The organism is Pantoea sp. B566 (assembly GCF_024793925.1).
In the GTDB taxonomy this organism is placed as follows: Bacteria; Pseudomonadota; Gammaproteobacteria; order Enterobacterales; family Enterobacteriaceae; genus Pantoea; species Pantoea ananatis.
Genome location: NZ_JANUQL010000003.1, coordinates 2060019 through 2086202 on the forward strand (window position 1 = coordinate 2060019; position 26184 = coordinate 2086202).

Genomic DNA, 26184 nt, shown 5'->3' on the forward strand with positions numbered 1-26184 from the left:
GAGGAGAAAAGGCGGCAAGATGCCGCCCGGAGATATCAGTAGCCTGACTGACGGGTATCGCTGCTGTGTCCAAGGGTGTTCAGCAGGTTTGCCAGCAGGCTGGAAGCGCCAAAACGGAAGTGGCGAGCGTCAGCCCAGTCGGCACCCAGCGTATCTTCAGCCAGTTGCAGATAGATGGCGGCATCTTCAGCGGTACGCACGCCGCCAGCCGGCTTAAAGCCAACCTGCGCTTTCACACCTTTATCGCGGATCACGCTTATCATGATCTGCGCCACTTCGGGCGTTGCATTTACGGGCACTTTACCGGTTGAGGTTTTGATAAAGTCCGCTCCGGCATCAATGGCAATTTCAGAGGCCTGACGGATCAGCGCTTCCTGCTTCAGCTCACCGGTTTCAATAATCACTTTCAGCAGTACATCCGCTTCCGCACAGGCTGTTTTACAGGCTTTAACCAGATCAAAGCCCACCTGAGTATTGCCAGCCATCAGCGCGCGATAAGGGAAAACCACGTCCACTTCGTCAGCGCCGTAGGCGATAGCGGCACGGGTTTCAGCCAGTGCGATCTCGATGTCGTCATTGCCGTGAGGGAAGTTGGTGACGGTGGCGATACGCACGTCCGGCGTGCCCTGCTCACGCAGCGTTTTGCGAGCAATGGGAATAAAACGCGGATAAATGCAGATGGCGGCGGTATTGCCCACCGGGGATTTCGCCTGGTGACACAGTGCGATCACTTTCTCATCGGTGTCATCTTCATTCAGGGTGGTTAAATCCATCAGTTTCAGCGCGCGCAGAGCCTGCTGTTTGATATCAGTCATAACAATCTCCAGGACAAGGGGTGAGTTTTTATCCACCCGTATGTGATAATAATAACAATTCGGAGCCGGTGAATATGTGCCATTCGTCACATCGAAATATGAAACAACTGCAATATTTCAGATAAAAGTTGATTCAGTCACGAAATAAGGCGAAGCGAAGCCCGTATAAGCCCACGACGGGAATGTTATTATTATAACATTTTGTGAGAAGAAGGGTAAACGGGCGACATCAGGAAAGGCGAAAAAGTCTGTGGCTGTTGTGCCATAGCGCATCGGCAATGACCTCTGGCGCTTCTTCACGCAGCTCACACAGCACCTGCCACACCTGAAAAGCGCGCTCTGGTCGGTTGGGCTGCCCCTGAAAACCGTTCAGCGGCATATCGGGGGCATCCGTTTCCAGCAACAAGGATGAAAGCGGTAACTGTGCGATGGTCTGTCGGGTTTTACTGGCGCGCGGATAGGTAATGGTGCCGCCCACGCCAATCGCATAGCCAAGTTTGATAAAAGCCTGGGCCTGCTGCAGGCTACCGGCAAAACCATGAACCACGCCACGGCGCGAGAGATCGTGACGGCGCAGATGCAGCGCCAGCTGATCGTGCGTTCGACGCGAGTGCAGGATCACCGGCAGATCGTAACGTTTAGCCAGCTTCAGCTGCGCATCCAGAAAATGTTTCTGCTTGTCGAACTGCGGATCGTCCCGATAAAGATCCAGGCCGATCTCACCTAACGCTACCAGCTTAGCGGGCGACTTTATCAACCGGGCTTCCAGCTCGCTAAGATGCGATTCCTGATGATGTTCAATAACAATCGGGTGCAGCCCCAGCGCAGCATAAAGGGCGGGATGGGCGTGAGCCAACTGGCAGACCGTTGCAAAGCGTCCCGCGTCTACCGAGGGCACGATAATTTTTTCAACGCCGGACTGGGCGGCCCGGGCAAGACTTTCCGCCGCCTGCCCGACGAAGGGCGGAAAATCAAAGTGGCAATGGGTATCCACAAACCTCATGCCAGCGAGCCTTCATTCCAGGCGTCGTCATTGCCCGCCAGCGGCGTAACGATCGCCCCACTGTTGGGTTCATTCGCCACCGGCGCGGCAGGCGTAACGATATCCAGCCCCGTTTGCGGCTCGGCATCGCTCAGCCACTGGCCCAGCGTGGCCATAAAATAGCGGCCACAGCGGCGTCCCAGGTGGTAATCCTGGTTAAGCGAGGCGATCCGGCTGCCTAAAGCGTTACTGGCCAGCACGCGCGGTGGGAAAATTTCAATGATGCGTAAATCCCCTGGCGGTGACTCGATAAACTGCTGCGTTTCCCGATAGGTCTGCTCATGATGATGCAGGATAGTGAGCATCGGCTGCAGCGCACCGCCGCTAAACCAGCGTTCCATACGCGTTATCCAGCGTGGCGTATCGAACATCTGTGAGGGTACGGTACGGATCACCACGATCGTATCTGCGCCACGTTTGGCCGCCTCACGCACGGGTATAGCATCACTGACGCCACCGTCCAGATAGCTGATGCCTTCCAGATCCACCCCCAGGCGATAAAAGCCCGGAATGGCGCTGGATGCCTTAATGATTTCCAGCCAGTTATCACTGGTGGGCGCAAAATAACTGGGCGCATAGTCATCACTGCGGCAGGCACACATATAGAATTCGCGCCCGCTGGAAAACAGGGTTTCGGCACTGCTCATCGCCAGGGGGAATTCGCTTCGGGTGATGTCGATTAACCAGTCGAGATCGATAAGATTGCCGCCGCGTAAGAAACGCAGCGGATCGAAAAACTGCTTGCTGGTCGTATAGCGGGTGATCACCCGGCGCGCGTAGCCCGGCTGCGCGCAGACAAAGGCAGACAGATTCTGTGCCCCGGCAGACGTGCCAAGCAAAAGCTGGAAAGGGTTGAATTTAGCCCGCTGAAACTCATCTAATACGCCGGCGGTGAAGATGCCGCGTTGACCGCCACCCTCGCACACTAAGGCGATTTTCCTGGCTTTAAAAGGTGTGAGAGCAAGGGGTTCAATCGCCCCAAGCGTCACGGGAATACGTATACCCAATGTACCGACCTCAGATTGGGTTCCCGATAGGCAAATGTAGGGAATGCAGGGATTAGAATTGTGAAAGGATACTAGCACGGAGAACCAGCTACGTTGTCCATAAATTGTGCTATTGGCGTTGCGCCGTTTAACACATCGTTGCGAATATGAAGCATCCTTTGCCTCACAATAACATTCGCACAAATAACTGGTCTCCGTTTGATGCTGACTACGCCAGCATCAAACAGTCTGGGTCATCGCTATAGCTTTTTACGGCCAGTGAACAAGCTGATGAGGAACAGAATAATACCCACCACGAATACGACTTTAGCTGCCCAGGCTGCGGTACCGGCAAGGCCACCAAAACCTAATGCAGCAGCGATCAGTGCGATCACCAGAAAAATAATGCCCCAACGAAACATAAGCCTCTCCTTAACCATTTTAATATTGAACTGCTTGTTTCATCCCACGATGGGTATTTTTATCAGTGCGGCTTCCAAAAGAAGCCGCACCGGGTCGTGTTAAGACTTGACCTTCAGGTCATTTTTAACACTTTTTACGCCTTCGATAGCTTTAGCGATGCTTTCGGCACGGTCAGACTGTGCCTGATTCGCCACTTCACCTGAAAGCTGAACCACACCGTCGGTGGTTTCCACTTTCACGTTACGTGAAGGAACCATGTCATCTGCTAATAGCTTAGCTTTAATTTCGCTGGTTGTGGCAGCGTCACCGGCATAACCTTTCATTGACTGTTTTTTCGCGTCTTTCACGTGCAGCTTGTCGCTGACTGATTTAACGCCTTCAACTTTTTTCACCACGGCCACGGCTTTCTCAGCCTGATCTTGTGAGGTCACAAAGCCGCTCAGGGTAACAACGCCCTGATGGGTTTTGACAGAAATGTCGGTGCTTTTGATGGAGTCGTCATCAACTAGGGCCGCTTTTGCTTTAGCCGTCACGGCGCTGTCATCCATAAAGCCGCCCACTTTCTTCATTGAGCTGTCAATTTTTGCACCGGCGCTGTCAGCCGTTTGTGAGGCTTTCTGAGACGCGGATTCCTCTGCAAATGCGCTTCCGCTCAGCAGAGCAGTACCGATCATCGCAGCCATCAATGTTTTAGTAATCTTAGTTGTGTGCATCGATATCATCCTTCTATCTGTTAACTCGCCCAAAACTGTGGGCGCAAGAGCAGCAAACAGTGCTGCTGCGGCACTGGACGCGGGGAGAATAAGTCTCTTAAACCGTCCGATGAAGTAATCATAGTCGGGATTTAGGGTTTTGCTCGGGTAACTGGTTGATCGTGCGTCAAAAGAGAGGAAAAGGCGCGTTTTAGGAGGGTTCTGTATCCGTTGAAACAGGGCCATTCCGTGCTGGAATGGCCCTGAAAGCACGAATTAGTGCTCGCGGGTTTTACGGAATGTCACATCAGGATAGCGTTCCTGAGTAATATTCAGATTCACCATGGTGGGAGCGATATAAGTCAGGTTATCACCGCCATCCAGCGCGAGGTTCACCTCATTTTTACGCTGGAAATCTTCGAACTTTTTGGCATCGCTGCACTCGACCCAACGTGCCGTAGAAACGTTAATCGCCTCATAGATGGCTTCAACGTTGTATTCGCTTTTCAGACGCGCGACGACCACGTCAAACTGCAGGACACCAACTGCTCCCACAATCAGGTCGTTATTGTGAACCGGACGGAACACCTGAACCGCGCCCTCTTCCGACAGCTGGACCAGCCCTTTCAGCAGTTGCTTTTGCTTCAGCGGATCGCGCAGGCGAATACGGCGGAACAGTTCTGGCGCGAAGTTCGGAATACCGGTGAACTTCATGTTCTCACCCTGGGTAAAGGTGTCGCCGATCTGAATCGTGCCGTGGTTGTGCAAGCCGATGATATCGCCCGGATAGGCTTCTTCTACGTGCGAACGGTCGCCCGCCATAAAGGTTAACGCATCAGAAATCACGACGTCTTTGCCAGTGCGCACCTGGCGCAGCTTCATGCCTTTTTCATAACGGCCTGATACCACGCGCATAAACGCCACGCGGTCACGGTGCTTGGGATCCATGTTAGCCTGAATCTTGAACACGAAACCGGTAAATTTCTCTTCTTTTGCCTCAACCTGGCGGGTATCGGTCTGGCGCGGCATGGGGCGCGGCGCCCACTCCACCAGGCCATCCAGCATATGATCAACGCCAAAGTTACCCAGCGCAGTACCAAAGAACACCGGAGAGAGCTGACCGCTAAGGAAAGCCTCTTTTTCGAATTCGTGCGAGGCGCCCTGCACCAGTTCCAGCTCTTCACGCAGCTGTGCGGCCAGCTCTTCGCCGACGGCCGCGTCGAGGTCCGGGTTATTCAGGCCTTTAACGATGCGCACTTCCTGGATGGTGTGCCCTTTACCGGTCTGATAGAGATAAGTTTCATCGTTATAAAGGTGATAAACCCCTTTAAACAACTTACCGCAGCCTATTGGCCAGGTGATGGGCGCACAGGCGATTTTTAACTCGCTTTCCACTTCATCCAGCAGTTCCATCGGATCGCGGATGTCACGGTCGAGTTTGTTCATAAAGGTCAGGATCGGCGTATCGCGCAGGCGCGTCACTTCCATCAGCTTACGGGTACGATCTTCAACGCCTTTCGCTGCGTCGATCACCATCAGGCAGCAGTCAACGGCGGTCAGCGTACGATAGGTATCTTCAGAGAAGTCTTCGTGCCCCGGCGTATCCAGCAGGTTTACCAGGCTGTCACGATAGGGAAACTGCATAACTGACGTCGTGATTGAAATACCACGCTGCTTTTCCATCTCCATCCAGTCAGACTTCGCATGCTGGTTGGAGCCGCGGCCTTTTACCGTACCGGCGGTCTGGATCGCCTGTCCGAACAGCAGGACTTTTTCGGTAATTGTGGTTTTACCGGCATCCGGGTGCGAGATAATCGCGAAGGTGCGGCGGCGTGCCACCTCTTCTAAAAAGGGATTAGACATGAGTGAATTCTTCTCAACGTAGCCACGCGCTAACAGGCGCGGCAGATAAATCACGGTGGCCGGCAGAACCTTACCGGCGGATAAACGGTGCCAAATGCGACTTTATGTCGTCGCGGGGTGAGCGCAAAGTTACATTGGCGTGCTTCCGGTTACCTGGTCAACTTTAAGGCGGCATAGCATACAATATTTTGTGCTATTGGCCTACAGCGTACGGAAGAGAAAGTGGCGTCAGTCAGAAACGGCAGGCCGCCGCGCCGGTAGCGCGTCAGGGTGGCCAGGCGTTACCCCGAACGAAACCTGCCCCACAAAGCGTATCCGTGGGGGCGGTTACTCCTCAGGCCTCGACTAATCGACGAGTTCGATGCCCAGACTTTCCAGCAAACAAACCGCTTCCAGGCGAGAGAATTTGGCTTTATGGACCGTGTTATGGAAGATATTGATGGCGTAATTCCAGGATTCTGTGAGATCTGCGCCACGTAGCACGGTGTGATTGAATAAACTGCCCGTCAGGTCCGATTCGGTGAGCGTTGCGCCAGTTAAATCGCACTCCCTGAAATCCACCTCTGTCAGTTTGCATGCCTCCATTTTTAAGCCCTGCAACCGCAGCCCAAAAAAAGAGCCGCTGGCCAGAATACATTTCTGAAAATGCAGTTCGTGATCCAGATAAAAATCGGGCCAGTAGGCTGTCGTCCAGTCAATGCCGGTCAGCTTGCACTCATTGAAGTGAACGCCAAAGAAGCGGCTATTGGATGGGTTCAGCAGGCTCATATTGCAGTGATTAAACACACAGTTGATGAACTTGCAGGCCGAAAACACCGCAGAGGTAAAGTTGGCGTTATTGAATTCGCAGTCTTCAAAATGCGTTTCAGCGATCGTCAGACCGGTGAAATCTTCTTTTGAAAACTGGACGTCGTAAAATTCAGCATGGCTTTTGACAGATTGCATATTCCCCCTGAGGGTTAACGGTGGCATTTCACGAAAAGTTTATGCGATTTCTTCGCGATGAACCCGCATAAAATTCACCTTCACGCCTTGCCTCACAAATCTCTGGTCAGGCATTTCTTGCGCATGCGCTGCAGCCGGTTCATCGCCGGGTCACCCTTGCCTTCCTGCCAGGCCGCATCCAGCCTGACCTGCCGGTAAAGGAAGCCGCACGGAAGCCTGGTGCACCGGCTTAGGGAGTGACAACTGGCGACCCGAAAAGCTGACCACAATGATAATCGCTCGCATTCAACAGTTGAAATAATTCTTTTTAAATCAAACAGATAAATTGCAAATTTTTCAATAAAAGGCTTCCCATTCGTTACCAGCCTGTTGCATAATTCACCACTAATTTATTAACACTCAAAGGACGCGGCCATGCTGACTGCTGAAATGACTGGACGTTTAAACGACCAGCTGAACCTCGAATTTTTCTCCGCCAATCTCTATTTACAAATGAGTGCGTGGTGCAGCGATAAAGGCTATGAGGGCGCAGCGTCCTTCCTGAAAATGCATTCGCGTGAAGAGATGGAACACATGCAGCGCCTGTTCGACTATCTGAGCGATACCGGTGCTATGCCGGTGCTGGGCAGCATTGCTGCACCGCCCGTTGCCTACAATTCACTGAACGAAGTGCTGATTCAGGCGCTGGATCACGAGAAGCTGATTACCAGTAAAATCAATGAACTGGCGCACTCAGCGATGACAACGCAGGACTATTCAACCTTCAACTTCCTGCAGTGGTATGTTGCAGAACAGCATGAAGAAGAGAAGCTGTTTAAAACCGTGCTGGATAAACTGGCGATGGTTGGCGATAGCGGTAACGGTCTGTTCCTGGTCGATAAAGACCTTGGACGCATGAGCACCGAAACCCACTCCGCCTAAAATAAACCGGCCCACGCAGGTGGGCCGGTAGTGTGATTTGCGCTCTGGGTTACGCCAGTCGGTAACAGGTTGTCATTTCCCCGTTGACCCACAACGGACGCTTCTCGCCCGGCGGTAAGCTAATCGCCATATCACGCCACGCTGGCTGATAATCTCCCCGCTTTTCAATGATCAGCTCCAACCGTGACGCGCTGCTGGTTAACGTCCAGCTCAGCCAAAGCGCATTGCCCTTCTGCCAGCCATGCGTTTCTCCGTCGTCGTCAAACAGTTCGCCGGAGGTGGTCGCATTGCCCGGCGCAGGCCACAGCTGCAGTTCCCGTACGTTATCACGCTGCGCATCGGTGGTACTTTCACACTCTCCCAGTGGAATTGCGGCACCGGCACGGACCAGTAACGGCAGACGATCCAGCGGCGCATCCAGCATTACCGACTGGCCCCCCGCCAGCCAGCTACCGCTGTGCCAGTCATACCAGCCGTGGGCGTTATCTGGCAGATAGACCTGGCGCTGACGGGCGCCCTGCTCAACCACGCTTGCCACCAGCAAATCGCGCCCCAGCATGAAATCATCGCACTCGTCATAGGTGCGCGGATCGTGCTCGTGATCGAGGAAGGTTGGCCGCAGCATTGGCTCATCCTGCTCGCTGGCCTGCCAGGCCAGCGTATACAGATACGGCATCAGGCGATAACGCAGGCGAATAGCCTCACGAATCATTGATGTGGCTTCCGGATACATCCAGGGCTCGTTGACGGTGTGATCGTCATTCCATGAATGAATAGTAAAACGGGGATGCATCACGCCATTCTGTACCCAGCGCACAAACAGCTCCGCATCCGGTTTATCGCCGGCAAACCCGCCCACATCGTGCCCGACGTTAAACAGGCCCGACAGACTCATTCCCAACCCCATACGGATGTTATAGCGCAGGGTTTGCCAGTTTGTCCGGTTATCCCCGCTCCACGTCTGCACATAGCGCTGCATGCCTGCGCAGCCTGAACGGGAAATCAGGTACGGCCTTTTTTCCGGGGCAAAGCGCTGCTGAGCCTCCATCGAGGCGCGCATCATCAGCAGCGGCATCACCGGTCGGATGTGCTTAATCGCAATGGGTTGGCCAAAGCCATAGCAGCGTGCTTCGCCGTCCCAGACTTCATATTCGTTATTATCGTTCCAGGTCGAATCGATCCCTTTTTTCAGCAACTGCTCAGTGACGTTTTGTTGCCACCACGCCACCGTTTGGGGATGGGTGAAATCCAGATGCGAGCCTTCATCATCCCAGAATACGGAACGCTCAGGCCGATCCTGTTCCGAATCGCGGATAAACAGCCCCTGATCCGCCACTTCTTTATAACGTGGATGATCCTGTAACAGGCAGGGCTTGATGTTGGCCGCCAGCTTCATCCCGGCCTGATGGAAAGCAGCGCACATGGCATTGGGATTCGGCACCTTGTCATAGTTCCAGTTGAACACGTAGCGCTTGTTATTGATGGAGGTGTAGCCCGACGACAGTTGAAACGAATCGCAGGGAATCTCATGCTCGCGGCACAGTTGAATAAAGGACAGGAGCTGTTGCTGCGCATCAGGCGCATCCGTGTAGTGCATGGTGGAGCCGCTGTAGCCCAGGCTCCACTTCGGTTGAAAGAGCGTCCGGCCGGTGAGGCGAACAAATGCCTTGGTCACCTCCAGCAGCGTCGGGCCCAGCATCATGTAGTAATCCAGATCGCCCGCCTCTGCGCGGTAACGGCGATAAGGCAGATGATAATTATCTAACTCATTCCCCAGGTCCAGCCAGCTGCTGGTGAGGTTATCGTAAAACAGCCCGAAGCTGACGCCGTCACGCTGGGTCAGCGTGAAAGGAATATGTTTGTAGAGCGGATCGGTACTGGCAGCGTTATAGCCCATCGCATCCAGATTGCGCATTTCGAAACGGCGATTGACCCGGTTGAGATCGCCGCTCTTTTCACCCAGGCCGTAAACCCGGTCCTGCGGCTGACGACGCTGATAATGTTCCACACCATCGCCATGCATGTTCAGCAGGTAAGCCCCGGTATGGCGATCGACCGCCAGCGGCTGCCAGTCGGTGCCGTCAAAATGTTCCCAACTGAGGCAAAGGGGATAATGCACGGTAACCCGCAGCCGGTCCGTGGCCAGACGGATTTGTTGCGCCTCCTGTTGCAGGGTAAAGGCGGGCAGCGTAAAACCTTCCAGCGATTCGCGGTCGCGCCCCTCCCAAGGCACATCCTCTTGCGGGGCAATGCTCCAGGTGCGGTTCAGCGCCAGTTCCCCGTCGCGTTTCAGCAGCACGCGCATCAGGCCGTTTTCTAATACGTAAATCCGTAAAAAGTGACGCTGCTCGACTTTCAGTTCGACAAAATGCGGCGTTTGTTGATGTAGCGTCCATGTCTTAAGTGTTTTCATGAGATTACCCTCACTGTTTAGCAGTACGTTGGCGGCGTTCGGCAATAAACATCACCAGAAAAACCGCGCCAATCAGATCAAAAAAGCCCATGGCAATAAACAAGGGATTGAAGCCAATGGTGTCGGCGGTAACGCCGATAATCAGTGAAAAAATAAAGCTGGCTATCCAGGCGCAGGACCCGCGCATGCCGTTGACCGTCGCCATCTGGCGGCGATCAAAACGCTCAACCACCAGCGCGCTCAACATGCAGGAAATCACCTGGTGGCCGAAACCGCCGATGGAGATCAGGGCAATGGCAAGATAGGGATCTTTAACCAGCGTCATCAGTGCCAGCGAGATCATCAGCGCGGCCCCGGTGACGGAACTGGCGACGATGGAGTTCACGCGGGAGCAGCCAAACCAGCGCACGTAGAGTTTTGTCAGGTAACCGCTGGCGACGCTGCCGAAGTCAGCGGCCAGGAACGGCAGCCAGGCGAACATCACGATCTGCTTCAGATCCATGCCGCGTTCATTGGCCAGGTAGAGCGGCACCCAGAAGCTCAGGACCGCCCAGGCGGGCTCGGCTAAAAAAGCCGGAATAGCGATTCCGTAAAACTTCTTCTCTTTCCCAATCACTTTCATCGCAGTGAAAAACGGCAGCTTTTCGCCGATGACTTCGTTGTCCTGGGTAATAAACGCCCGCTCCTCATCCGAGAGGCGCGGATGGCGTTCAGGCGAGTGATAGCCCCACCACCAGAGCGCCACCCAGATCAAACCCAGCCCGCCGGTGAGCAGGAATGCGCCCTGCCAGCCAAACGAGATATGCGCGATATAAATAATGGGCGGAGCCAGCATCGCGCCGACGGAAAAGCCAACGCCCGCCCAGCCTGCCGCTACCGGCCGCTCCTTTTTCGGAAACCACTCCCCGATGGCCTTGGCATTCGCGGGCGTGGCTGCCGCCTCTGATGCGCCCATCACAAAACGTAACAGCGCCAGATGCAACCAGCTTCCTGCCCCGGCGTGCAGCAGACAGGTGACAGACCAAATAACGGCGCAGATCAAAAAGCCCACTTTCAGACCGATAACATCAATTAACCAGCCGCACACAGGCTGAAACAGCGTATAGGCCAGTTGGAAAGCCGCCACGACCCAGGAATACTGCTCCGTGGTCATATTCAGGGTGCTTTTCAGTTCCGGTGCCAGAATCCCCAGGGAGTTACGGGTGATGTAATTCACCGTGACGCCCAGCAGGAACATGCCCAGCATCCACCAGCGCAAATTTTTAATCATCCGCAGCGGGCGCGACGACGCGTGAGTGCGGGTGGTCGAGTCGAGACTCATGATGAAACTCCTGTAGCCAGTGATTGACGCGTTGCCGCGCAGCGAGCCTGTTTATCTGATCCGACCTTAAAAAAGCCGAAAACGTGGGTACAGCCCATTTTTTGCAAACCTTTTCATGGCACTATCGGGAAATAACAAAAATGCCCTTGCAGACCAGCAGGGACACGATTCAGCACCTTATGAAAATTTTTTCATTTGCAGATTTGAGGGCGATCACAGAATGAAGCAAAGCTTAAAAGTGAGCGAAATTGCTGCCCTGAGCGGCGTGTCGATCAGCACGGTTTCGCGCGTCCTTGCCGGGAAAGCCAATATTCGCGCCGCCACGCGCGACAAAGTGTTACGCATCGCCCAACAGCAAGGCGTACTGGATAATCTTCAGCATGGTCGGCTGTTGCTTAATGACCTGATGGTATTTGCGCCACCGCGGGCATTCGATATCCGCACGGATATCTTTTATTACAAGGTGATCCAGGGGATCAGCGAAGCCGTTAAACCGCACGATGTGCGGTTGCGCTACTGCCCGCTGGAAGAAGTGGAAAGTGATGCCGCGCTGTTTATCGACAAGATGCAGCAGACGGAAGCCGCGCTGTTGATCGGTATCGACGATGAACACATTCATCAGTTGGCGGCCGAAATGAACAAACCCTGCGTGCTGATCAACGCCCGCGACCGCCGAATGCGCCTGCCCTCGGTGTCGCCGGATCATCAGCTTATTGGCGAGTTTTCCGCGCGCTATCTGTTTGAACAGGGCCATCGGCAAATTCTGTCGCTGCACTGCCTTCGGCGTTACACCATGGAGCAGCGGCTTCAGGGTGTACGCGATGCCTGGCATGCCATGAATCTGCGCTTCGACAGCCGCCAGCACCTGATTACGCTCAACAGTTTTAGCAGCAGCGAAGCCAGCGCCTGTCTGGGCGACTATTTGCGTCGCTGCCCGCAGGCGCAGCGCCCTACGGCGATTCTGGCGAGTGGCGATTATATTGCCGCCGGAACGGTGCAGGCGTTACAGCAAGCGGGCCTGCGGGTGCCGGAAGATGTGTCCGTGATGAGCATGGATGGTTTCAACTTGGCCACCGTGCAGGAGATCCCGTTAACCTCGGTTCAGGTTCCGCGAGACGAGCTGGGCGAGGCCGCCGTCAAAATGCTTCAGGCGCTGCGTTTAGATCCAAACCTGCCGCCCGGTAATCTGCTGCTGAACGGCAAGCTGGTGGTACGCGACTCGGTACGCCGCATCCGGGATAATCCGGGTCATGCGCCGGTGCAGCAGCACGGGCTTTACAGCTAATGCGATCAGGCAAAGCTTTCCCAGCGGGATGACAGCGTAAAGTGACGCTGCCAGCTGAGCGTGGCAGACGCTCGGGCGATTAACTGCTGGCACAATGCCGGCTCGACAAAAGCGGGAATGACCTGTTCCGCTCCGCTGTGTTTGATCAACGCCAGTTGATCGTCCAGCGGGGGATGGACATTCCAGGGCAACCACTGCGCTTAGCCGTTTTGTAGCATCGCGAAGGCCCGCGTGCCGCGAGCGACATGACTGCTAAAAATCAGGTTGAACTCGGGTCGCTGGCTCAGCAAGGCGGCCAGGCCGCTGTCCGCCACCGCATCGGCCGCGACGATAACGCTGTCAGGTCGCCATTGCGCAGGCGTCGGCTCACGCAGCAACGGCAGCAACGCCAGCGCCGTGGCGGCCGGCAGCGCATTTTGCGCCAGCAGCTGTGACACGTCTTCCCGCACCTGCGGGCACAGCACCACCGGTAATCCTTTTGCTCGTAGCCGCAGTGCCATCTCCGGGCCTCTGCCGTGCAACGGCGCCGTGACCACCGCCCCGTGGCGGGCAGCCTGTACCAGCGCGTCAACCTGCTGATTAAGTCGCTGATGACGGTCGCCGTAAGAGGCATCGGTAATCAACCAGCGCGCCCGTGGTGGTCGGTCAAAAGGCAGCAGCAGTGATTCGCGACTCCAGTCGCCCATATAGGTGATGCCGCCCGCGACCGGCAGGTGAAACCAGACGGATCCCGGTGAGTGGCCGCTCCGGCCGGTAAACAGATTAAGCGGGCCAACCGCGCACTGCCCGCGTAAGGGCAATGCGTGCCGCGATCGCGCAGGTACTGGGCACTCTCCCAACTGCTGCCAGGTCAGTTCCGTGGCGTAAACCGGCGGCGATCCCAACGCCTGCCAGCTGTCGAGTGCACCTGTATGGTCGCCATGAGAATGGGTCAGACAGATGGCATCGACGTGCCCCGTGACCGTCAAATCCGGCCTTACGCCGGGCTCCGGCCCCGCGCCCAGATCCCACAACAGGCGGTATCCCTGAATCTCAAGCAGGAAAGCGGCGGGCAACTTTCCCCCCACGCCGCTCACCACGGTCAGGCTTGCCATGGCAATACTCCCTGCGGCAGCGCGCGCGTCAGGCGCGTCGCCAGCAACATCAAGGTCAGAACAACCAGAATCATCAGGCATCCTACGGCGGCAGCCAGCGGTGCAGAGCCGCCCTCATCAAGAAAGATAATGGTTGGCCCAAGGGTTTGCTTATCGGAGGTCACCAGCAGCACCGAGACCTGAATTTCGTTCAGCGCGGTCAGAAAGACCAACAGGCTTCCCGCCAGCGCAGACGGCGCCGCCAGCGGCAGTAAAATATCGCCCATGCGGCGCAGAAACCCCGCTCCACACAGACGCGCGGCCTCATCCAGCGAGGGGTCAATTTGTGCGAAGCCCGCCAGCGTGGGGCGCAAGACTAAGGCCAGGAAGTTGGACAGATAGGCGGCGAGAATGATCCAGACCGTGCCGTAAATCGAGACCGCCAGCAGAGGAAGCGGCGGCAGAAAAAACAGGATTGCCGCCACACCTGTCACGATACCGGGCAGCGCATAAGTCAGCTCGCTGGCAAACCACAGGCCGCGCACCAGTCGCGTGCGTCGCCAGCTCAGGAAGAAAGCCAGAAACAGCGCCATGACCGTGAGCATCAGCGTCGCCAGCGAGGTGAGCCACAGGCTGGTCGCGAAAGCATGGCGTATTGCGGGATAGCCCCACAGCGCCTGGTAAAAGTTTTCCAGCGTCAGGGTCTGCCACGTCAAGGCCTGACCAAAGCCGCGCGTCAGCGCACTGGTCAGCAGCGCGCTGACCGGCATGATGAGCGTAGCCGCCATCCACAGCCAGGCCATCACCTCCGTGGGCAGCCGCGCGCCGTTAAGCGGTTGCTGAAACGGGCGCGGCGAGCCACTCACGCGAACATCACGCCGTCCGCCCAGCCAGCCGCTCAGCATCATGCCGGTTAAGGTGATCAGCGCAATCAGCAAGGAATAGACGGCCGTATCCGGCAGCGCACCGGGGCCAATGGCGTTAAGTTGCTGATAGACCAGCGTAATTAAGGTCGGCAGACGTGCCGGAATGCCCAGCATCGCCTGAATACCAAAATTCCCGACCGCCGCCACAAAAGCCAGCGCCGCGCCCGCGAAGATGGCGGGACGCGCCAGCGGTAAAATAATGGTGCGCAGGATTTGCCCGTGCGAAGCCCCGCTAATCTGCGCGGCTTCCACCAGTTCTGCCGGCAAACGGCGAAGCCCGGCACGCACCGTCAGGAACACCAGTGGCGCATTGTGCAGGCCCAGCAGCAGCACGATGCCGCCCCATGAATAGAGCGGTTGTTCACCCGGCGCGAACCAGGGTAAACCCAGCAGCTGAAACAGCGATGCCAGCAGGCTGCCTGGCGCCAGCGCCTGCAGCCAGGCAAGTGCCGTCACCTGTGGCGGAATCATCAGGGGTAAGATAAAGGCGAAGACCCAGGCTGCTTTAGCGCGCATATCGCTCAGCGCCACCAGCCAGGCGGCGAGCGTGCCAAGCAACAGCGACAACAGGGTGGCGCTCAGCCCGATGCTTAAGGTCGTTAACGTGGCGCTGAGTACCCGGCGGCTGATCAACAGCTGCGTCAGCCGTGTCAAATCCGGTACGCCCTGCGGGGCTATCGCTGTCCAGATCAGCCGGGTAAAAGGCGCCACGGACAGCAGCCCGATCGTCAGCACCAGCAGCCCTAGCACCCAGGGTTCAGCGCGAAAACGCCAGCGCGTGCGATGCACCCGGCGAGGCTGACAGTCGTTACTCAGCACGCTCATTCTCAGCCACCGAATAGCGCGGTAAACTGTTCCCGCACCTGCGCATCATCGGCCACCGCCTTCTCCAAGTCCGGGGTCAGCAGTTTGATCTGGTCTACCGGAACAAAGCCTTCAGGCGCGGCAATGCGGTCATCGACCGGCCGGTTACCCTGCTGAACCACCAGTTTCTGTCCCGGCTCTGACAGCAGAAAATCCACAAAGGCTTTCGCGGCAGGCAGGTTATGCACCGATTTCATAATGGCGACGGGTTCCGTGACGTAAGACACGCCCTCTTCGGGATAGACCAGGTCGATGGGCGATCCCTGCTTTTTGGCCCGGATAATGTCGGCATCGGTAATCACACCATATTTATCCAGTCCACTCGCTACGGCTTTTAACGCAGGTCCGTTACCGCCCTGCGGCGCGATGCCCAGCGCCGCCAGCTGTTTATAGAAGTTCCAGCCGATGTCAGGCGTCGTGATATCCGTGTGCAGCTTATACAAGGCAGCCCCGGAGTAAAGCGGACTGGGCATGGCAATTTGCCCTTTGTTGTCCGCGTTTAGCAGGGCTTTCCAGCTGTTAACGGGTTTAGCGCGCTGCGTGTTGTAGGCAATCACGGTGGCGATAATTTTGGTGCCAAAAAAGGTTTTATCCCGGTCATAAAAGGCGGGTTTCAGGTGATCGACGGGCGCATCCTGATACGCATAGAGCTGCTTCTCTTTCTTCAGTGCGCCAAGGTTGATGGCGTCGGCAACCAACAGCACGTCGGGCTTCACCTTGCCGCTCATCATTTCCGTGTGCAGCACGTTCATTAACTGCGTAGTGCCGTTGCGCGTCCATTCCACCTGAATACCGGGATAGGCCGCTTTGAACGCGTCCATGGTTTGCTGCGCAATTTCCGGTGCCTGCGAGGTGTAGACCACCAGCTTGCCGGCAGGCTTGTCTGCCGCCAGCGCCAGCGTGGGGCCTGCCAGCGCAGCCGTGAAGAGCAGAGATGTAACCGAGGTAAGCATGAGTTTTTTCATACTGTCTGAAGTCCTTTATGCGGGAAGAATCCAGCCGTCAGTCACGGCAATATTTACGGTGTCGTTAACCCTGAGAGCAGAGACATCGTCAAGGGCCAGCGTGATGGAAACCTCAGGCTCTGCCTGTGGAGACAGATGGATGTCGTAATGGCCGCCGCGGTAAATCAGGCGTTCAACCCTGGCGGTGAAATGGCCGGTTTCGTCAGCCGCCAGGCGGAAACTGGCCCGATGAAAGCTGGCTTTACCCTGCGGCAAGGCTGTCTGATGCGCGGCACAGCGCAACCGCATCCGTGTACCAAACAGCATCACCGATGCCTGCCCCTGGCCTGTCGGTTCAATCTCTTTTACCGCCAGCACGCGCCCCTCATCAATAAAGGTGGCGACCATCTCATTAGCGGGCTCACGCCACAGGGTTTGTGGTGAAGCAAACTGCATGACCTGCCCCGCATTCAGCACCACAACGCGATCGGCGAGCGCCATCGCTTCGCGCTGATCGTGGGTGATATAAATTAAGGTGGCCCCGCTGTGACGGTGAAAACGGCGAAACTCCTCTTCCATGGCGGCACGCAAATGCACGTCAAGGTTAGCCAGAGGTTCGTCAAGCAGGACCAGCCGGGGCTTTGCCACCAGGCAGCGGGCCAGGGCTACGCGTTGACGCTGACCGCCGGACAGATCGGCCGGGCGGCGATCGGCAAAGGCCAGCAGGTCGACCAGCGCCAGGGCCTGCCGGATACGTTCTTCCCGATCGGCACGGTTTACGCCGCTGACTTTCAGGCTATAGCCTACGTTTTCAGCCACCGTCATATGCGGCCACAGCGCGTAGTTTTGAAACACCACGCCAAGATCGCGGTTTTCGGGAGGCAGATGAAAATCCGGGGAGGCAAACAACGTGTCGTCCACCCAGATCTCGCCGCGATCCAGCGTTTCAAATCCGGCGATTAACCTGAGTAAGGTCGTTTTGCCGCAGCCGGAGGGGCCCAGCACGGCGATAAACTCACCCTGCTGGATCTCCAGCGATACCGCCTCAAGGACCGGCTGCGCCGCGAAGGCTTTATTCAGCCCGGAGAGTGAAATTGCGGCCATGTTGATGTCGCCTTTGCCGTGTACGTTTTGTGCAAGACGTTACGACAGTTTGATGACAGGACCGTGACACCGGGCTACTTCGGCAGATGGACCGCCACGTAGCGCTCGTAGCGCGATGGCTTGATTTTGGTTAAATCTGCCAATACCAGCCCATCAATACAGTTGTTAAAGTCCGGGTCGCTGCCGAAATCAATAAACTGCACCCCGCCTGGCTCATAGACTTCGCAATACTGTTTGTAGAGCGTGGGGATGGCGACGCCGAGGTTACTGAGCAGCTGCTTCAGCCGCTGAAGATCCTCTTTGTAATCATTGCCGCTAAACTGGGCCAGTACGGCAGGCAGAGAGGCCGGATAAGGACAGCGCGAGGTCGCCAGCGGAAAGTCCGTTGGGAAATAGATCCGATAGAACGCGACCAGCAAATCGCGCGCCGCCAGCGGCATAGTGCCAGAGATGGAAACCGGTCCGAACAGATAGCGCACCTCGGGATATCTGGCCACGTAAGCCCCGATGCCAAGCCAGAGATAGTCCAGCCCGCGTTTACCCCAGTAGGCGGGCTGAATAAAGCTGCGGCCCAGTTCAATGCCCTGACGAAGAATAGGGATCATGCGTTCGTCGTAATGGAACAGGCTGTGACTGTAGAGGCCTTCCATGCCGCGTCGTTCCAGCTGTTCGCCACCGGGGATAAACCGGTAAGCCCCGACGATTTCCAGCTCTGCGTCGTCCCACAGAATCAGGTGATAGTAGTCATCATCGTAGCTGTCGAGATCCCGTCGGCGACCGCTGCCCTCACCGACGGCACGAAAGGCAATCTCACGCAGCCGTCCCAGTTCACGCAGTATCGGCACCCAGGTCGCCCCGTTACGCCGCCACAGATAGATCTTCTTGCCGTCAGGCGTATTGCCCAGCAACTCGCTTTGCAGCAGAGCCTTTTTCAGTTCGGCACGATCTTCCGCCAGCGCGATGGCGGATTCTGTCTGGAAGAGCCCTTTTTTGCCCTGCCCCAGGCGGTAAACATGTTTTCGCACGCGCTTTGCCAGCTCTTTGCCGGGCGTATGGCCATCGTGCCAGTGCGCGAAGGGGATCTGCGCGCCGATACGCAGTTTGATGCGCATCCCGCGTTGTTTAAACATTTCACGCACCAGCATCAGCATCGCCACGGACGGTGCGACTTTCGCGGTGGCATAGAACAGTGAGCTGTTTCGACCTTCGACATGCACCGGTACCAGCGGCGCGCGCGCTTTCGCGGCCAGGCGCAGAAAGCTGTGATGCCATTCGCGATCGCGCACGCCGGCGCTGGTCAGGCGGGACACTTCGCCCGCCGGGAAGATAATCAGGACGCCCTGATTGCTCAGGTGCTGTTGCATGTGCTGCAGCTGCTGGCGGTTGGTGCGGTTACCGATATTGTCGACGGGTAACATCAGGCTGTTGAGCGGTTCCAGCAGCATAATTAGCCGGTTCGCCACGATTTTCACGTCGCGGCGAACCTGAGATATCGCATGCAGTAACGCCATGCCGTCGATGGTACCCAGTGGATGGTTCGCCACGATCACCACCGGTCCGTGCGATGGGATCTGCTCCAGATCGCGCTCGCTAAGTTCGCAACGGACGTCAAGATGTTCCAGTACCTGCTCGACCATATCCAGCCCTTTCAGGTGGGGATAGCGCGCGGCAAAGCGCTGGAATTCATCTTCACGTAGAATCCACTTCAGTATCCGTTTCTGCCAGTTGGCAGGACGCTGGTTCGGCCAGAAACGTTCAATGACCTGATCGACTGAAAACATAGTTAACCTTTCGTGCCTGTCCCGGAGATACAGCGAAAGTAAGTCGCATTGTTTGCACTTTTATGAATTACGGCAGGTCGGCAGGCAAATTTGTTGGCGCGGTCAGCGGCACATGAGCGCCTAAACAGGTTTTCATCAGGAAAAACAGCAGGATAAGACAGGATATTTCGCCGGCTCGGCGCGGCGCCGGGATATGAAAAATCTTAATACTGGTTGCTATAAAGGCGCTAACGTCTCCTGGCCGCCTCTCAGCAGGAGGCAGCGGGGCCGGTTGCCGCTGCCAAACCTCTGCAGCCACGTCTTCATCCCTTTTGGGCAGCCGGTCCCTGTGCGCGCTACGGGTTGTGCATCATGGCGGCAACCGGGGTCCAGATCTCGGTCATCGCGCCCGCTTTACCCGTAAAGGGATCCCGTTTTGGCAACGGGACTTTTTTCACTTTTTCCTGGGACAGTTTGAGCTGGCCGATTTCATCGCGCAGAATTTCAGGCTTCAGCCCTTCAGGATAGGCACCTACCGCCAGGAAATCTTCGCTGGCGGAAACCTGTCGATGCCCGACACCCGCAGGGATCAGCACGGCATCCCCTGCCCGCAGGGTAATCATGCGGCCACTGTCGCCCCCAAACAGCACTTCCGCCCAGCCTTCAGCGACGCCAAGAAGCTCATGCGTATTAGGATGGTAGTGCATATAGGGAAACAACTGATCGCGCCAGTCAGGCGGCCAGCCATTTTTTTCAAAGGTTTCCTCGAACCAGGTGGCGATATTCTCTTCGTCCTCCGGCACCACGCGTGGCCAGATAATCAGCGGCAGCGGATTGTTTGGTACGCCGGCAGACGGGCTGGCGAACATCAAATGTTGTGGGTTATTTGATGCCCCAGCTGAAAATGTGCCTGCTGCGAAAGACATCAGCAACATCAGACTGGAAGTTTGGGCAGTCATACAATGTCTCCTTTTTTTCTTTAGTGTGACAAAGGTCGCAGGGTTGGAATGTGCGCTATACATCACAATTTACATAATCACTCTAACTCGCTAACCAAAGCCAAATTAGTTGTTAACAATATCTCCTTAACCCGCTAAGTCTTTTTTATCTGGTAGGATTAATCTGTAAACGGTGCGGCGGCCATCGTTGCCCGCTGAACCGCCCGCTTTTTTGCCGCCGTCAGCGCGAAGATGAAGACCAATACCGCCAGAAAATGACGGGCCGATGACACCGCCCCGATCTGCTGCGCGGGCTGTTGCAAGGAAATAAAAAAACCCGCCAGAGCTGACGGGTCGGTGCACGTTCATGGGCCTTAACGGAAGCGCCTGGCTGGCTCGTTTTACTCAGTAAATAATCCCGGGTGGATTAACCATCGAATGGGTAATCGCCTCATCCTGCTCGCCCCAGCGTTGTAACACCTGGCGATACTGCCCGCCGGCAATAGTGCCATCCAGCGCGGTTTGCAGCGCCGCGGCCAGGCCATTGCCTTTTTTCGTGGTCACCGCTACCCAGGCGCGGTAGGGCCCCTCGCCGACTAATTTCGTCTGGCCGCGTGACGCCACCTTCCAGGCCGCCACGGCGTGCGGACCAAACATCGCATCTGCCCGCCCTGAAAGCAGATACAGCGTGGCCGAGGCATCGTCGGTCAGGTAAATCGGCGTGACCGGTGGCAATCCTTTCGCCCGGTTCTGTGCGTCCCAACTGAGTAAAATACGTTCCTGATTGGTGCCGGAGGCCACGATGATGCGTTTGCCCGCCACGTCTGGCGGAGAAGTTATCGCGCTGATCGGACTGTCCGCCTTGACGGCAAAGGCGTGGTTATCGGCCCGATAGGTCGCAAAATCAAACTTCTTTTTCCGCTCTTCGGTCACCGCGATATTAAACATGGCCACGTCATAGCGCCCGGCACTGATCCCCAGCGGCCAGTCCTCCCAGGAAGCCGGTACCAGTTTAAGTTTCAGCCCGAGGCTGTCCGCCAGCAGGCGGGCAATATCCGGATCGCTGCCAATGCGGGTCACGTTATCCGCCGCCAGCAGCGCCAGCGGCGGTGAGTGAGTGGCTGAAGTCGCTACCGTTAACGTGCCGGGCTCAACAAAATGAAAATCCGCCGGAATTTTTTTAACCGCCTCAGGGTTCACCGGCGCGTGAATCGGCTGTTCATTTCGGGCGACATCCGGTTTTTCCTCGGCAAAAACCGCGCCGCTCACCAGCAGCGCGCACAGCGTCACACAGGCATATCTCATTCTGGCCCCTTAGAGTACGCGCGCCAGAAAGCGGCGCGTTCTCTCATGTCGTGGGTGGTTTAACACCTGGCTACTGCTGCCCTGCTCGACAATTTTTCCGTCCACCATAAACACCACGTTGTCAGCTACCTCGCGGGCAAATCCCACTTCGTGTGTCACGATGACCAGCGTGGTGCCCGATCGGGCCAGCTTTTTAATCACGTCCAGCACTTCGCCGACCAGTTCCGGATCCAGCGCCGAGGTTGGCTCATCAAACAGCATCACCCGGGGTTGCAGCATCAAAGCCCGGGCAATGGCAATGCGCTGCTGCTGCCCGCCAGAGAGATGCCGGGGCCACGCATCGGCCTTATGACGCAGGCCGACGATATCCAGTAGCTCACCGGCACGGATTATCGCTTCACGCTTCGAGAGCTGACGGTGCGCGATGGGCGCTTCGATTAAATTTTGCAGTACCGTAAGATGGGGAAACAGATTGAAGTTCTGAAAGACATAGCCCACGTTAATGCGCTGACGCAGAATCGCCCGCTCCTTCAGCTCATATAGCCTGTCACCCCGACGCTGATAACCAATGTAATCGCCGTCAATCTGGATAAACCCTTCATCCACGCGTTCCAGGTGGTTAATGGTGCGCAGCAGCGTCGATTTTCCCGATCCTGATGGCCCCAGAATCACCGTAACGGAACCGGGTGCCAGATCCAGCGAGACGTTGTCCAGCGCCTTGAGCCTGCCGAAACGTTTGCTGACGCCGGTAATGCTGATGGCTCCGGTGGTAGGGGATAAGCGGTAATCAATGGCTTCGGACATGGCCGATCTCCTCAACAGGATTAAGCGGTGCGACGCGAGTGCGCCATTGTCGCCAGCGCGACGGTTTGGGTTCACGGCTGACGCTGCGAGCCAGCCAGCGCTCAACGCTGTGCTGAATCACTGACAGGACGGTGGTGATAATCAGATACCAGGCCGCGCCGACCATCAGTAACGGGATCACTTCCTGGTTGCGGTTGTAGATCATCTGGATGGTGTAAAACAGTTCCGGCATCGCCAGCACATAGACCATCGCCGTGCCCTTCGCGAGGCTGATAATCTCGTTAAATGCAGTCGGAATAATGGCGCGTAACGCCTGAGGCAGAATGATGCGAAAGGTGCGACGCGACGCGGACAGCCCGAGGGCGGAAGCCGCTTCCACCTGACCATGATCGACACCCAGAAAGCCGCCGCGAATGATCTCTGCACTGTAGGCTGCCTGTACCAGCGTCAGACCAATCAACGCCGCGGGAAACTGGCCCAGCACGTTGATGGTCTGAAAATGGCCCCATGACAGCGAGGTAAAAGGCACGCCAAGAGAGAGCGTGTCATAGAGATAGGAGAAGTTGTAGAGAATGATCAGCACCACGATCAGCGGCAGCGATCGAAACAGCCAGATGTATCCCCATGCCAGGCTGCTTAACAGCCAGGACGACGAGAGCCGCGCCAGCGCCAGTACGCCACCGAACAGCAGGCTGAACACCGTGCCCAGCAGGGTCAACAGCAGCGTTTGCCCCAGGCCATGTAAAATTACCGGATCAAAGAACCAGCGGGCAAACACGCCCCATTCCCAGCGTGGATTAAACGCTACCGACTGCACCACGCCCGCCAGGATAAACAGCGCTACCACAGCGCCCAGGGTGCGGGCGGGATAGCGGGCAGGCACCACATGAAGTTGTTGTTGATGACGCATGCTCGCTCCTTAACTTGCCTGCGCAACGCTGGGCACGTCGATGACTTTGATGAAGCGCAAGCGTCCATCGTGCGGTGGCTGTCCGAAACGCTCCAGATCGCCACTCAGATCGAACTGCGGCTCATAGCCGTGGCCGGTATATAAGCGCACCGCCTCGGGCTGGCGGAAACCGGTGGTCAGAAACAGGCGCTGATAACCGGCGCGCAGCGCCCGTCGCTCCAGCTCTTTTAGCACCACCAGCGCCAGCCCCTGACGACGCAGGTCGCCACGCGTCCAGATGCGCTTCAGCTCTGCCGTGTGCGCGTCGTAAGGTTTGTACGCGCCCATGGCGATAATCTCGCCGTCGCGCTCCAGCACAATAAATAAGCCGTGCGGCGGCAGATACCATTCGGCCTGCTCCTGTTCCTGATGGCGGCTGAAATAATCGCCATAGCGGGCCGCATATTCACCGAATAAACCGGTCAGGATGGGCACCAGCTCGGGCGCATCCGGTGACAGCTCGCGGAATTGCAGTTCACTCATCATGCGCTCCTTAGTCACCCAGACCCGGTGGATTAATCTCGGAATGGTCGATGCGTTCAACGCCCTCGCCCCAGCGATCCAGCACCTTCTGATAGTCACCATTTTGAATGACGCCGTTCAGGGCGGTGCTGATCGGTTCAGCTAACCCACTGCCTTTTTTTACCGTGACGGCAATGTGCGCGGCTTTCGGCCAGCCCCCATCAACGCTGCCGACCAGGCGGGTTTTGCCGTTGAGCGCGGCTTTCCAGGCACCGATCACGTTAGGGCCAAAGTACGCATCCGCTCGTCCGGCCTGCAGCGCCAGCGTCTGGGCGGCGTCATCTTTGGTGTAAATCGGCGTGAAAGGCTTAAGGCCCCTGGCCTGATTTTCTTTATCCCAGGCGAGTAAAATCGCCTCCTGATTGGTTCCAGAACCCACAATGATGCGCAGTCCGGCAATATCCTCGGCTTTAGTCAGCGACTGGATTGGGCTGCTGGTTTTGACGTAAAACCCCAGCGAGTCTTTACGGTAGGTCGCAAAATCAAACTTCTCTTTGCGCGCCTTCGTCACGGTGATGTTGGTAATGGCGGCATCATATTTTCCCGAGGCCACGCCGAGCGGCCAGTCTTCCCAGGAGGCCGGCACCACGTTGAGCCTCAGCCCCAGGCTGTCGGCCACCAGCCTGGCGATATCGACTTCGCTACCCAGCAGCGTTTTATTGTCATCCGAAAAAACAGTGAGCGGCGGGGAATTCAACGCCGCTACCGCCACGGTCAACGCGCCCGGTACGGCAAAATGATAGTTGGCGGGCAGCTGCGCCACCGCGCTGGCATTTTTCGGCGTGTGGATCGGGGCTTTGTTGGCCTCAAGACTGACGCGCTGGCCATTTACGGCGACACTGGTGCTTTCCGCCAGGCTGCCACCGCTGACGCTAAGCATCAGCAAGGCGATAAAACTCGTTTTATGCATAGCAAAGGCTCTTATTGTGAGGTGAATTGATTAACCGGCTGTGGCAAGGCAAAGCTGTCACGCAGCGTTCGGCCCGGGTAGTCACGTCGCGCTAACCCGCGCGCCTGCAAGACGGGCACCACCTGGTCAACAAAACGCTCAAAGGTATCAGGCGTACCGCCGTTGATGATGAAACCGTCTGCCGCCTGGCTTTCAAACCACAGTTGCAGGCCGTCGGCGACCAGCTCCGGTGTGCCATGAAACAGCGGACGTGGCGTGGCCGCTTCCAGCGCCGCCTGACGCAGCGTGTGCCCCTGCTCGCGGGCTTTGCGTTTAATCTCGTCGGTGGTACTGCGGAAACTGTTCTGGCCAATATCACCGAGATCGGGAAAAGGCGCATCGAGTGGATACTGTGAAAAATCGTGATGGTCGAAGAAGCGACCGAGATAGTTGAGCGCATCCTGGATGGAAACCAGCGCGGCGGTGGTTTGATATTGCTGCTCCACCTCCTCTGCATCTCTGCCGACAATCACGCTTACGCCCTGAAAAATATGCAGATCCTGTGGCTGACGGCCGTTTTTCACCAATTGCGCTTTAACATCCCGGTAAAAAGCCTGGGCTTCTTCTCGCGTTGGCTGATGCGTAAAAATGGCATCGGCATGACGCGCCGCCAGCTTTTTGCCGTCCTCCGAGGCACCTGCCTGAAAAATGACCGGTCGGCCCTGCGGCGTGCGGGAAATATTGAGCGGTCCCTGCACCTGAAAGAAGTCGCCGTGATGGTTAAGCGTGTGCAGCTTCGCGGGATCGAAAAACTGACCACTCTCTTTATTGCGAACAAAGGCATCCTGTTCCCATGAATCCCACAGCCCTTTCACCACCTGCAGATATTCGTCGGCAATACGGTAACGCAAGGCATGTTCAGGGTGCTGCTGGCGAGAAAAGTTCTTCGCCGACCCTTCCAGCGGAGAAGTGACCACGTTCCAGCCCGCACGTCCGCCGCTCAGGTGATCCAGGCTGGCGAACTGGCGCGCCACGGTAAAGGGCTCGCTATATGAGGTGGAGACGGTGCCTACCAGCCCCAGATGTTCGGTGACGCCAGCCAGAGCCGACAGCAGCGTTAAGGGTTCGAACCGGTTCAGAAAGTGGGGAATCGATTTTTCGTTGATAAATAAGCCGTCGGCGACAAACAGAAAATCCAGTTTGCCCTGCTCCGCTTTACGCGCGATTTTTTTCGCGTAGTCAAGGTTAATGCTGGCATCTGCCTGGGCTGCCGGGTGGCGCCAGGCCGACATGTTTCCAGAGGCGCCATGCAGAATGGTGCCCAGTCGAAGCTGTCTTGTGGTCATGATGTGCTCTCTTTTGTGCATCAGGATGCCAGGCAGCTGTCCGGGACAGCCACA

Annotated in this window: 24 protein-coding genes; 2 read left to right on the forward strand and 22 right to left on the reverse strand. The window is 56.7% G+C overall.

The annotated features are described in order from the left end of the window. Positions 1 to 35: 35 nt before the first annotated feature. The 7 genes from deoC to NYE92_RS11285 form a co-directional block, all read right to left on the reverse strand. Positions 36 to 815 carry a deoxyribose-phosphate aldolase gene (deoC, locus tag NYE92_RS11255; RefSeq protein ID WP_072138297.1) on the reverse strand — a complete coding sequence of 260 codons (780 nt, stop codon included), beginning with the start codon at positions 813 to 815 and terminating at the stop codon, positions 36 to 38. Between the two features lie 229 nt (positions 816 to 1044). Next, the gene (locus tag NYE92_RS11260) at positions 1045 to 1818 is read right to left on the reverse strand and encodes a TatD family hydrolase (protein ID WP_028715793.1); all 774 of its coding nucleotides are present in this window, start codon (positions 1816 to 1818) and stop codon (positions 1045 to 1047) included. Continuing rightward, a complete protein-coding gene (locus NYE92_RS11265; protein WP_014605064.1) occupies positions 1815 to 2864 on the reverse strand; it encodes a patatin family protein in 1050 nt (349 codons plus the stop codon). Before NYE92_RS11265 ends, NYE92_RS11260 begins: the two co-directional genes overlap by 4 nt. 239 nt (positions 2865 to 3103) lie before the next feature. Continuing rightward, positions 3104 to 3265 carry a DUF1328 domain-containing protein gene (locus NYE92_RS11270; protein ID WP_003848537.1) on the reverse strand — a complete coding sequence of 54 codons (162 nt, stop codon included), beginning with the start codon at positions 3263 to 3265 and terminating at the stop codon, positions 3104 to 3106. Positions 3266 to 3364: 99 nt separating this feature from the next. Beyond that, positions 3365 to 3979: a molecular chaperone OsmY gene (gene osmY / locus NYE92_RS11275; protein WP_014605063.1), complete on the reverse strand. Its 615-nt coding sequence runs from the start codon at positions 3977 to 3979 to the stop codon at positions 3365 to 3367. Between the two features lie 255 nt (positions 3980 to 4234). Continuing rightward, a complete protein-coding gene (gene prfC, locus NYE92_RS11280; protein WP_014594591.1) occupies positions 4235 to 5821 on the reverse strand; it encodes a peptide chain release factor 3 in 1587 nt (528 codons plus the stop codon). Positions 5822 to 6166: 345 nt separating this feature from the next. Continuing rightward, positions 6167 to 6766: a pentapeptide repeat-containing protein gene (locus tag NYE92_RS11285; RefSeq protein ID WP_110015343.1), complete on the reverse strand. Its 600-nt coding sequence runs from the start codon at positions 6764 to 6766 to the stop codon at positions 6167 to 6169. 414 nt (positions 6767 to 7180) lie between these two features. Between NYE92_RS11285 and ftnA the strand changes: the two genes are divergently transcribed. Beyond that, positions 7181 to 7687 carry a non-heme ferritin gene (gene ftnA, locus NYE92_RS11290; protein ID WP_013027178.1) on the forward strand — a complete coding sequence of 169 codons (507 nt, stop codon included), beginning with the start codon at positions 7181 to 7183 and terminating at the stop codon, positions 7685 to 7687. A 49-nt stretch (positions 7688 to 7736) separates the two neighbouring features. Here ftnA and NYE92_RS11295 read toward each other — a convergent pair whose 3' ends face one another. Together NYE92_RS11295 and NYE92_RS11300 are read right to left on the reverse strand one after the other, a co-directional pair. Beyond that, positions 7737 to 10100: a TIM-barrel domain-containing protein gene (locus NYE92_RS11295; protein ID WP_028715794.1), complete on the reverse strand. Its 2364-nt coding sequence runs from the start codon at positions 10098 to 10100 to the stop codon at positions 7737 to 7739. A gap of 10 nt (positions 10101 to 10110) precedes the next feature. After that, positions 10111 to 11421 carry an MFS transporter gene (locus NYE92_RS11300; RefSeq protein ID WP_013027180.1) on the reverse strand — a complete coding sequence of 437 codons (1311 nt, stop codon included), beginning with the start codon at positions 11419 to 11421 and terminating at the stop codon, positions 10111 to 10113. Positions 11422 to 11641: 220 nt separating this feature from the next. Here NYE92_RS11300 and NYE92_RS11305 point away from each other — a divergent pair, with 220 nt between their 5' ends. Further along, positions 11642 to 12706: a LacI family DNA-binding transcriptional regulator gene (locus NYE92_RS11305; RefSeq protein ID WP_015699526.1), complete on the forward strand. Its 1065-nt coding sequence runs from the start codon at positions 11642 to 11644 to the stop codon at positions 12704 to 12706. Between the two features lie 5 nt (positions 12707 to 12711). On the opposite strand, the gene NYE92_RS11310 is transcribed toward NYE92_RS11305, so the two are convergent. The 13 genes from NYE92_RS11310 to NYE92_RS11370 all read right to left on the reverse strand — a co-directional run bounded on the left by NYE92_RS11310 (position 12712) and on the right by NYE92_RS11370 (position 26130). Further along, the gene (locus tag NYE92_RS11310) at positions 12712 to 12897 is read right to left on the reverse strand and encodes a hypothetical protein (protein WP_259019004.1); all 186 of its coding nucleotides are present in this window, start codon (positions 12895 to 12897) and stop codon (positions 12712 to 12714) included. 9 nt (positions 12898 to 12906) lie between these two features. Further along, the gene (locus NYE92_RS11315; RefSeq protein ID WP_259019005.1) at positions 12907 to 13800 is read right to left on the reverse strand and encodes an MBL fold metallo-hydrolase; all 894 of its coding nucleotides are present in this window, start codon (positions 13798 to 13800) and stop codon (positions 12907 to 12909) included. Continuing rightward, positions 13788 to 15530 carry an iron ABC transporter permease gene (locus NYE92_RS11320; protein WP_259019006.1) on the reverse strand — a complete coding sequence of 581 codons (1743 nt, stop codon included), beginning with the start codon at positions 15528 to 15530 and terminating at the stop codon, positions 13788 to 13790. The genes NYE92_RS11315 and NYE92_RS11320 overlap by 13 nt, the downstream gene beginning before the upstream one ends. Before the next feature lie 2 nt (positions 15531 to 15532). Further along, positions 15533 to 16534, reverse strand: a complete 1002-nt coding sequence (locus NYE92_RS11325) for an ABC transporter substrate-binding protein (RefSeq protein WP_259019007.1) — start codon at positions 16532 to 16534, stop codon at positions 15533 to 15535. A gap of 15 nt (positions 16535 to 16549) precedes the next feature. After that, positions 16550 to 17617, reverse strand: coding sequence for an ABC transporter ATP-binding protein (locus NYE92_RS11330; RefSeq protein ID WP_259019008.1), 1068 nt, complete (start codon positions 17615 to 17617; stop codon positions 16550 to 16552). 74 nt (positions 17618 to 17691) lie between these two features. Continuing rightward, on the reverse strand, positions 17692 to 19398 hold the full coding sequence (locus NYE92_RS11335; RefSeq protein ID WP_013027186.1) for a lysophospholipid acyltransferase family protein: 1707 nt from the start codon (positions 19396 to 19398) through the stop codon (positions 17692 to 17694). Positions 19399 to 19733: 335 nt separating this feature from the next. Beyond that, complete coding sequence (locus tag NYE92_RS11340) at positions 19734 to 20336, reverse strand: cupin domain-containing protein (RefSeq protein WP_013027187.1); 603 nt, start codon at positions 20334 to 20336, stop codon at positions 19734 to 19736. 384 nt (positions 20337 to 20720) lie between these two features. Then, positions 20721 to 21620, reverse strand: a complete 900-nt coding sequence (locus NYE92_RS11345; RefSeq protein ID WP_014594600.1) for an ABC transporter substrate-binding protein — start codon at positions 21618 to 21620, stop codon at positions 20721 to 20723. A 9-nt stretch (positions 21621 to 21629) separates the two neighbouring features. After that, positions 21630 to 22424 (reverse strand): amino acid ABC transporter ATP-binding protein, encoded by a 795-nt coding sequence (locus NYE92_RS11350; protein WP_015699521.1) that lies wholly within the window; start codon positions 22422 to 22424, stop codon positions 21630 to 21632. After that, positions 22408 to 23334, reverse strand: a complete 927-nt coding sequence (locus NYE92_RS11355) for an amino acid ABC transporter permease (protein WP_259019009.1) — start codon at positions 23332 to 23334, stop codon at positions 22408 to 22410. Before NYE92_RS11355 ends, NYE92_RS11350 begins: the two co-directional genes overlap by 17 nt. A 9-nt stretch (positions 23335 to 23343) precedes the next feature. Then, positions 23344 to 23856, reverse strand: coding sequence for a GNAT family N-acetyltransferase (locus NYE92_RS11360; RefSeq protein WP_019104821.1), 513 nt, complete (start codon positions 23854 to 23856; stop codon positions 23344 to 23346). 10 nt (positions 23857 to 23866) lie between these two features. Continuing rightward, positions 23867 to 24805: an ABC transporter substrate-binding protein gene (locus NYE92_RS11365; RefSeq protein ID WP_014594604.1), complete on the reverse strand. Its 939-nt coding sequence runs from the start codon at positions 24803 to 24805 to the stop codon at positions 23867 to 23869. A gap of 11 nt (positions 24806 to 24816) precedes the next feature. Next, positions 24817 to 26130, reverse strand: a complete 1314-nt coding sequence (locus NYE92_RS11370) for an LLM class flavin-dependent oxidoreductase (protein ID WP_033766210.1) — start codon at positions 26128 to 26130, stop codon at positions 24817 to 24819. Positions 26131 to 26184 lie beyond the last annotated feature (54 nt).